Raw genomic sequence first — 4655 nt, 5'->3', positions numbered from 1 at the left:
AGGACGGCATTTCCGAAGAGATGTTCTCCCATATCGAAAACAACACGAAGAACAACGGCATCAAGTTCTTTGGCCCCGCTACCGCCGAACAGGGCGTGATTCACATCGTGGGCCCCGAAGAAGGCGTGACCCAGCCGGGCATGACCGTTGCCTGCGGTGACTCCCACACGGCAACCCACGGCGCATTCGGCGCTATCGCATTCGGTATCGGCACAAGCCAGGTGGCCGACGTTTTGGCCACCCAGACGCTCGCCATGAGCCCCTTGAAGACTCGCCGCATCAAGTTCACCGGCAAGCTCAAGCCGGGCGTCACCGCCAAGGACGTTGCCCTTGCTTACATCGCTAAGCTCGGTGTGAACGGTGGCGTTGGCTACGCTTACGAATTTGCAGGCCCCGTCATCGAAAACATGGGCATGGAAGGCCGTATGACCATCTGCAACATGGCTATCGAAGGTGGCGCCCGCGTCGGTTACTGCAACCCCGACGAAAAGACTTTTGAATACCTCAAGGGCCGTCCGTATGCCCCGAAGGCCGACAAGTGGGACGAAGCCGTTGCTTACTGGAAGTCTGTGGCTACCGACGCCGACGCCCAGTTTGACGACGAAGTCGAAATCAACTGCGACAACCTGGAACCCATGGTTACCTGGGGTATCACTCCGGCTCAGGCCATCCCGCTGAACGGCAACATGCCGAAGATTAGCGAATTCGAAGGCAGCGAAAAGAAGGTCATCTCCGAAGCCTACGAATACATGGGCTGGGAAGAAGGTTCCAAGATGATTGGCCGCCCCATCGATATCGCCTTCGTGGGTAGCTGCACCAACGGCCGCCTCAGCGACTTGCAGGCCGCCGCCGAAATCATCAAGGGCCACAAGGTCGCCCCGACCGTCAAGATGTGGGTCGTTCCGGGTTCCATGAAGATCAAGGTGGAAGCCGAACAGCTCGGTCTCGACAAGATCTTTAAGGAAGCCGGTGCCGAATGGCGCGAAGCAGGCTGCTCGCTCTGCCTCGCCATGAACCCGGACAAGCTGAAGGGTCGCCAGGTGAGCGCAAGCTCCAGCAACCGTAACTTCAAGGGCCGTCAGGGCAGCCCCTCGGGCCGCACCATCCTCATGAGCCCCGCCATGGTGGCCGCCGCCGCCATCGAAGGCTGTGTCACCGACGTCCGCAAGTACATCAAGTAACGCTAAGGAGATTTAAAAAATGAATTCTATCGACATTGTTAAAGGTTCCGGCGTTCCTGTACGCGGCAACGACATCGACACTGACCGTATCATCCCGGCTCGCTTCCTCAAGTGCGTCACATTCGAAGGCCTCGGCGACAACGCCTTTGCCGACGATATCGCAGGCCTCGCCGCTCAGGGCAAGGTCCACCCCTTCCGCGATCCGGCCTACAAGAACGGCTCCATCCTCGTCTCGAACCAGAACTTCGGTTGCGGTTCCAGCCGCGAACACGCCCCGCAGGCTCTCAAGCGCTGGGGCATCCGCGCCATCATCGCCGAAAGCTACTCCGAAATCTTCTTCGGTAACTGCGTGGCCATTGGCGTTCCTTGCTACAAGGTGAGCCACGAAGTGGCAGACAAGATTCTCGCTTGGATCGAAGCACACCCGAGCGAAGAACTCGTGACGAGCACCGAAAGCCGCACGCTCAAGATGGGCGACGAAACCATCGAGCTCACGCTCGCTGACGGCCCCCGCGGTCAGTTCCTCGACGGCTCCTGGCACGCACGTTCCGCCCTCATGGCCAACGCCGACAAGGTGCAGGAACTCGCCAGCAAGCTGCCGTATATGCAGTTCCTTAAGTAGACGAAAGAACGGCGCAGAGCGCCTGTAGACGAAAGACGATAGATTTTTCTCAAAGATCTTTCGTCTAAAGAAAAAAAGCGTCCAGTTTAAAAGCCTGGGCGTTTTTTTTATATTCTTTTTATAATTACCCATAATTCACAAGGCATTTTTGATGACTAGCGATATAAAAAAAAGATTTTTGTTTACAGTGGCCAGCATAATTGTCTTCATTGAAACGATTATTGTCGATTTAATATACATGGGCGATAAAAGGGTGGTAATTTTTCTGCTGATAAGCATCGTTCCCTTTTCTTGGCTTACGTTTGCAATTCTGAAATCAAAATCAATAAAAGACAATCCACTTATAATAACAAAGCCCTTTAGTTTTCGTGGAATAGACAAGCCTGAAGAAGACTCTCTTTTTTGGAGTATTATTATATTCCAAATAGCGCTATTCTTTCATTGTATAATCAGCATCGCAAAACCCGACATTGATACCAAAATACTTTCTATAAGCGTTTTATTAAGTTGGTTTACAATTGGAGCATTTACTCTTTTATGCATAAAATCATTTAGGCGATGGAAAAAGTCAAAAAACCTGCAAGACCTACTTTTCGACTGGCCTTTTAAAAACAAATCGTTGCCGAACAAATTAGAATAAATCAAATCCAATCCAATAAAGAAAGACCTTTATCACTACATTTCAACTCATGCTCCCCTCACCCATCGACAACATTCTCGTAGAAAAGGCGAAACGCCAAATGCACTTGCGAAGCGGCGAGAACATTGTCAAGACGTACAAGATTTCTTTGGGCAAGAATCCTGTGGGAGCGAAAGTCAAATCCGGTGACAACAAGACGCCCGAAGGCGACTACACCATCGTACTTCACAACCCCAAAAGTGTCTTTCATTTATCGCTCCGGATTTCGTACCCTAATGCGGAACAGATTAAGGCCGCAAAAGAAGGCAACTACGAGCCCGGCGGCGACATCATGATCCACGGCTATCCGAACAAGGTTCCGGCATTCCTCTTTAAATTCTGGCACAAGTGGAAAGACTGGACTGCCGGCTGCATCGCCGTCACGAACGACGAAATTGAAGAAATCTACGGCGCAGTCAAGGACGGAACTCCGATAACCATCAAGCCTTAGAATGCCGGATTTTAGGGCGGAGCCTTTCCCCTACCCTTTATACCTTGATTTATACCCGTGATTTTCCTTGGGGCGGAGGTCATTGGGGTACATCACGTCGGTGTAGATGTCCTCTTGCAGCTTTTTCACGAGCTTGTACACTTCCGCGTAATCGGCGATGCTGTCGATGGAAATACCCGCGTTGGTAGAAGTCCTCCGGCCATTCAGCGTTGCGGGATTTGCCTGCGCGGAGGTCGTGATGATGTCGCCCACGCCGAACCACTGGTCGAAAATGCCGCGGTGCAGGTCCACGTGCGAAAGTTCCGCAAACGGCTTTGACTTGTATGTCCTGGCGATGATACCACCGGACGCGTAGATTCCCTTGTCCGTAACGATGTAGGCCGTATTGCGGTACCGCCGAAACGAGAGCAGAGCCCCGCCAAGGTAGAGCCAGACCGGCATCAGGTGGAGCAGCATGAAGGGCACCATGAATAAGGCCATGTTTTCGGACTTGTCAGCCGTAAACGCAGCCCCAATAACACCAAAATCGACAGCGGCCCAAATCGCCGCAAACGGGAGCAGCGGATTGAAGATGCATTCGAAGATAAAGCACCTTTTGTCCGGCTTGCCGGCGTAGAGAATCTTTTCGCCTTCCCCAATCAAAAGCGTCAGCTCGTTGTCCATGCACCACCTCGTAAAGAACTATTTCCCCTACTAATATAAACAATTTAACGCACTTTATAAAAAATAAATCTATATTCGGGGAAAATTCGTTAGGAGGACGAATGAACCGAATCATTCTACTAGCCCTTTTGTTCTTTTTAGCCAGTTGCGGCGAAGACAAGACTTTCATGGCACCGTCGGAGAACGTCGTCGTCATCGACGTGAACTCGAGGGAATACTTTATCAACGGCAAGAAGGTCGGAGATTCCGTGAAGGATTTCCTCCAGAACGGGGACTGGAAAGTCCAACCCATCCTGGATTTTTTCAACCACTTCAAGCAAGATAGATCCAGGCCGCTGGACGAAAAGGAAGTCCACGTACACGTCGCCGGGAACTGCACCTTCAACGCGTTCGGCAAGGTGCTAACGACCTTGAACTTCGAACCGCTTGTCGGCAAGGTTCTGTACGTCATCGACAAGGACTTCGCCTCCCCTATCCAGGCAATCAACCCGGCCTGGGATTCCGACGTTCAGACATGCAGGAATGCCACCAAGGACAACGTCATCAAGGTTTCCCACATGGTGATTGGGGAAAAGGGCCTGACGGACGAGGAGATTCTTGCAAAACGACTCAGTGAAAAGAAACTGGAAGCCGAATGCGCCGAAGATTTTATGATGATCAGCGTGATCGTGAATCTCTACGACAAGACAAGCCCCTTCATCGTGAGCCTGAACGAACTCGGTTTCCTTGGCGGAAAAAGGATGTACAATATCGCGAGCGAAGAGGAATTCTGGAAATTTATCGACGAAATCAAGTCGCGCGAATCCCTCCAGAACAAGAAGGACAAGAACCAAATCCTGTTTGTCGTCAACAGAGAAGCCCCTGTGGCAAGCATGAGCCATATCATCAGGAAACTGAACGATTACGGCTACGAAATCACGTTCGCATACACGATTCTACAATCTTTCCCCTAAAAGAAAAGCCCCGCTCGAAGCGGGGCGAAAGTTCAACTCTGGGAAGAATTACTTGGCGTGGCGCTACTTCGTAGCGCTAGCCAATCGGCTCGGTCATGCAGGCATG

Annotated in this window: 5 protein-coding genes; 4 read left to right on the top strand and 1 reads right to left on the bottom strand. The window is 51.7% G+C overall.

Annotated features, from left to right (window positions below):
* The 3 genes from B2310_RS08910 to B2310_RS08900 form a co-directional block, all read left to right on the top strand.
* Positions 1-1181: 3-isopropylmalate dehydratase large subunit (locus B2310_RS08910; protein WP_290730672.1), on the top strand; the 1181-nt coding region annotated here is incomplete at its 5' end.
* A 19-nt stretch (positions 1182-1200) separates the two neighbouring features.
* A complete protein-coding gene (locus B2310_RS08905; protein WP_072978188.1) occupies positions 1201-1803 on the top strand; it encodes a 3-isopropylmalate dehydratase small subunit in 603 nt (200 codons plus the stop codon).
* Positions 1804-2492: 689 nt separating this feature from the next.
* Positions 2493-2933, top strand: coding sequence for a L,D-transpeptidase family protein (locus tag B2310_RS08900; protein ID WP_290730669.1), 441 nt, complete (start codon positions 2493-2495; stop codon positions 2931-2933).
* 30 nt (positions 2934-2963) lie between these two features.
* Here the strand turns inward: B2310_RS08900 and B2310_RS08895 are convergent, their stop codons facing one another.
* Positions 2964-3596 carry a PH domain-containing protein gene (locus B2310_RS08895; protein WP_290730667.1) on the bottom strand — a complete coding sequence of 211 codons (633 nt, stop codon included), beginning with the start codon at positions 3594-3596 and terminating at the stop codon, positions 2964-2966.
* Positions 3597-3697: 101 nt separating this feature from the next.
* Here B2310_RS08895 and B2310_RS08890 point away from each other — a divergent pair, with 101 nt between their 5' ends.
* Entirely contained in the window at positions 3698-4549 is an 852-nt protein-coding gene (locus B2310_RS08890) for a hypothetical protein (RefSeq protein ID WP_290730665.1), read from the top strand.
* The last annotated feature ends 106 nt before the right edge of the window (positions 4550-4655 follow it).

The organism is Fibrobacter sp. UBA3629 (genome assembly GCF_002374005.1).
Classification (GTDB): Bacteria; Fibrobacterota; Fibrobacteria; order Fibrobacterales; family Fibrobacteraceae; genus Fibrobacter.
The sequence above is the reverse complement of the archived record's forward strand: the minus strand, read 5'-3'. Positions and strand labels throughout refer to the sequence as shown.